Raw genomic sequence first — 3,383 nt, 5'->3', positions numbered from 1 at the left:
TCGGAACAATGGGCAATCTGACCGCACTGGCCGGAGAAAAACTGGGGCTCTTTGCCCGGACCGGACAACTGAGCGTCAAATCCGGAGAAGGGCCAGTGGAGGTGCAGGCGCAAAACGCCAGTATGCGGTTGTTTGCTGAGAAGAAGCTGACGCTGAGCTCAGTGAGTGACATTTTGTTCGCCGGGAAAAAACGTATCACGCTGATCGGCGGCGGAAGCTATCTGCGGCTTGAGGCCGGGAAGGTCGAGTATGGTACGACGGCGTCTTATTTGCGGAAGGTGAAGCGGACGATGTTTGCTGGTGCAACCAATCTACCAAATGAGTCATTGAAGCAGATGGTAATGATCACTCAGTATTACGACAGAAAGTTAAATTTCTCTTCAAATGTCAATTATCGTGTTGAAACAATGGAGGGAGAGGAAATACTTTCAGGCTCTGGCGCAGATGGATATATCGACAAGAAAGACAGTGAGTCTGAGTATTGGGTATTTTTAAGCTGAGTAATAATTCAATGATAAAAATAAATATTGAAGTCGATGGCACCCCCTATTTTATCGTTACAAAAAATGAAAAAACGGAATTAGGAATAAAAGGTAATACCACGCCTGAAAAAGATGAAGAAGCCCATAAAATTGAAGTGCCAAACATTTTGATAATCACAAGAAAAAACGCTGATGTTTTGTTCGTTTTGAGAGGGGGTGAAAAGGATTCTTTTAAAATCATGACAGCTCAAGAGTTGTATGATAAATTCCAGTATCAATGGTTTGAACCATTGGCAGATAACTATCGGAAATTGTTGTATGTTAACGAAGCTGATTACGCAAAAGAAGCTTACAAAATATTCACTTGGGATGATATTGCAGAATTTTCAGTTATCGATAGAACGCCTTTGGCTTTTCGTCCAAAAGGTGAGGGCGACTGGAAAAATAATAGTGTGGGTGGTGCCAGCTATCTCCTCGTAATGATAAATAAAATTCCATACTGGACTGATGCCGTTGGGCAAATACCTTTCGCCATAGACACATATAGAATGGAAAAAAATATACCATCAACAGTTGAAACCGGTATGATATGGGGAACTGGTAAACGTACTGATGTTGCCGATAGAACTAATACGTATGATAATTTCTTTGTGCTCCGAGGGGCGTTATATGCAAGCCAAAGATTTACATATAGCATTAAATCTGGTGGTAGCACTTACCCTGCTGTGAATGTTGTCGAGCAAGATAATGGAGCGTCAACTGATGCATTAGGTAACTCTATAACCTCAGAAGAGTATGATAACTATGCGGCATGGAATAAATAAAAACATTAATTCATTTAATAGTAAACTACTGATCGGCTTGTTAGCATGTATGATCTATAGAATCATCACCATTTCGATTTCTTTACTTTACGCCCATTTTTTTATTCCACATAAAATCCACATATCAACAAACCTGTATGGTTTTTATGTATATTTAATTCTTGTGTTTTGCATATTTATATCAGCAGTTGTTCCCAAGCAAGCAATAGGTATCATCGTAGCAATAAGTTCAACTCTGCTATTGGGGATTGAAATCTTTGAAGCTGATTTTCCATATAGGGCCTTATTGTTTATTCTCTCTTCTTCTTTGTCTTATCTATTTGTTTTCTCATTAAATGGTCAATTGAGAAAAGTACCTTCTGAGTCGCACACATCCAAAACAGCAAGGCGACTTAAATATATTCTGTTAATTGTTTATCCAGCATACCTCTTCTTTGAAGTGGAAATGTTCAGGAATGTTTCATTATTCATTGCCTGCGTTATATTTCTGGCCTTTTCTATATCTTGGTTGAATAGAAATTTAAAATAAAGGCATAAGCAATATATAAATTCTCACCGGCAATTTTACAGGTAATCTTCTTCTTGAGCTTACAAATGAGGAAGATCCCAGAGTACAGTTAACATTTATGAGTGTCTCAATATATGGGGAATGGCTCCAACGCTTTTCCAAATAGTCGATATCTGCAAGGCAAGAAGTCAACAAAATGTTAGCGCTTTTTGACGGACAGACCCGTTACTTTCTGGATATCAACGACAGCCAGGTAAAACCGGATGTTCTGCGATTTCGGGGCAGGGAAGCACTGAGCGAACCGTTCAAATGGGATATTGAGTTCACGACCCAACAGGCGAATATCCCCCCTGAACAGGTCCTGATGAAATATGCCTCTTTCCGGATGCGGAGCGGTAAAAATGTCCACGGCATTATCACCCGCCTGGAATGGCTTTCCACTTCAAAGGATCAGTCCCACTACCGGCTTACGCTCAGTTCCCGCCTGGCGCTCCTGGGATATACCCGGCAGTGTGCGGTATATCAGAACCAGTCCGTTCCTGAGGTGGTTGAGCAGGTGCTGCGTAAACACGGGCTGGAGGGACCCGATTTTGAATTCCGCCTGGAGCGCGCCTACCCGCCGCGTGAAATTATCACCCAGTGGCGTGAAACGGACCTTGAGTTTATCCAGCGCATTCTGTCTGAAGTGGGGATTTACTGGCGTACGGTGATGGACGACGTGCGCGGTCTGGATACGTACATACTGGCCGACAGCCAGCTTAACTACCAGTTTGATGTGCGCCTGCCCTACAGCGAGCCGTCGGGTCTGTTTGACGGTGCGGCAGAGTCGGTCTGGGATGTACGAACCTGGCACACCCTTGCCACCGGCACGGTCGCCACGCGGGATTATAACTACCGGACAGCCTCCACACCGATGGATACCACCGTCAGTGTTCGCAATGACGCGGTGACGACCGGGGAGCATTACCGTTATGCCGCGCCGTACCGTGAAGCGGGTGACGACACCGACCCGGAGCCGGTCACCGAAAGCGGGGCATTCTACGCCCGACTCCACCATGAGCGTGAGCTGAACAGGACTGCCCGTATTCACCTGTTCAGCAATGCGGCACACCTCACTCCCGGGCAGGTGCTGGAGCCGCAGGGCGATGTCATTGCTGCCCTGAAGGAAGGCGTGCACCTCACGCTCGTGACCTTCCGGGGGGCCCGTGATTCCCGTCTGCATGTGTCGGTGTGGGGAATGCCTTACACCGAACGTTACTGCTTCCGTCCTGTAGAAGTCCCGCGTCCGGTCATCCCGGGTACGCTTCCGGCCCGGATTGAGAGCCGGGAGAAAATGATATCTACGCGCACCTGGATGCGCAGGGGCGCTACCGGGTGAAGCTGGACTTCGACCAGGAGGGGACGGAACCCGGATACGGTTACCTGTGGCTGCGGATGGCGAAACCTTATGCTGGTGAAACGCTGGGCTGGCATGCGCCGCTCACCGACGGGACCGAAGTGGCCATTGCCTACAGCAACGGCGATATTGACCTGCCGTACATCGCGTATGCACTACACGACTCGGAACAC

The 3,383-nt window shown here is 46.9% G+C and carries 2 protein-coding genes and 1 pseudogene; all 3 read left to right on the top strand.

Annotated features, from left to right (window positions below):
* A partial coding sequence (locus BJ887_RS22995; RefSeq protein WP_229216792.1) for a DUF2345 domain-containing protein occupies positions 1–500 on the top strand: 500 nt, incomplete at its 5' end.
* An 11-nt stretch (positions 501–511) separates the two neighbouring features.
* Positions 512–1,306, top strand: coding sequence for a hypothetical protein (locus tag BJ887_RS01775; protein WP_121339119.1), 795 nt, complete (start codon positions 512–514; stop codon positions 1,304–1,306).
* Between the two features lie 704 nt (positions 1,307–2,010).
* Positions 2,011–3,383, top strand: a pseudogene (locus BJ887_RS01770) (type VI secretion system Vgr family protein); the annotation flags it as partial.

This window comes from Enterobacter sp. WPR_3_1, assembly GCF_003635055.1.
Classification (GTDB): Bacteria; Pseudomonadota; Gammaproteobacteria; order Enterobacterales; family Enterobacteriaceae; genus Enterobacter; species Enterobacter ludwigii.
Note: the sequence above shows the minus strand (reverse complement) of the source record. Positions and strands in the feature narration are given on the sequence as shown.

Bases quoted from the DNA above. Each gene is read 5' to 3' on its own strand.
- BJ887_RS01775 (WP_121339119.1), top strand. From the start codon at position 512: ATGATAAAAATAAATATTGAAGTCGATGGCACCCCCTATTTTATCGTT.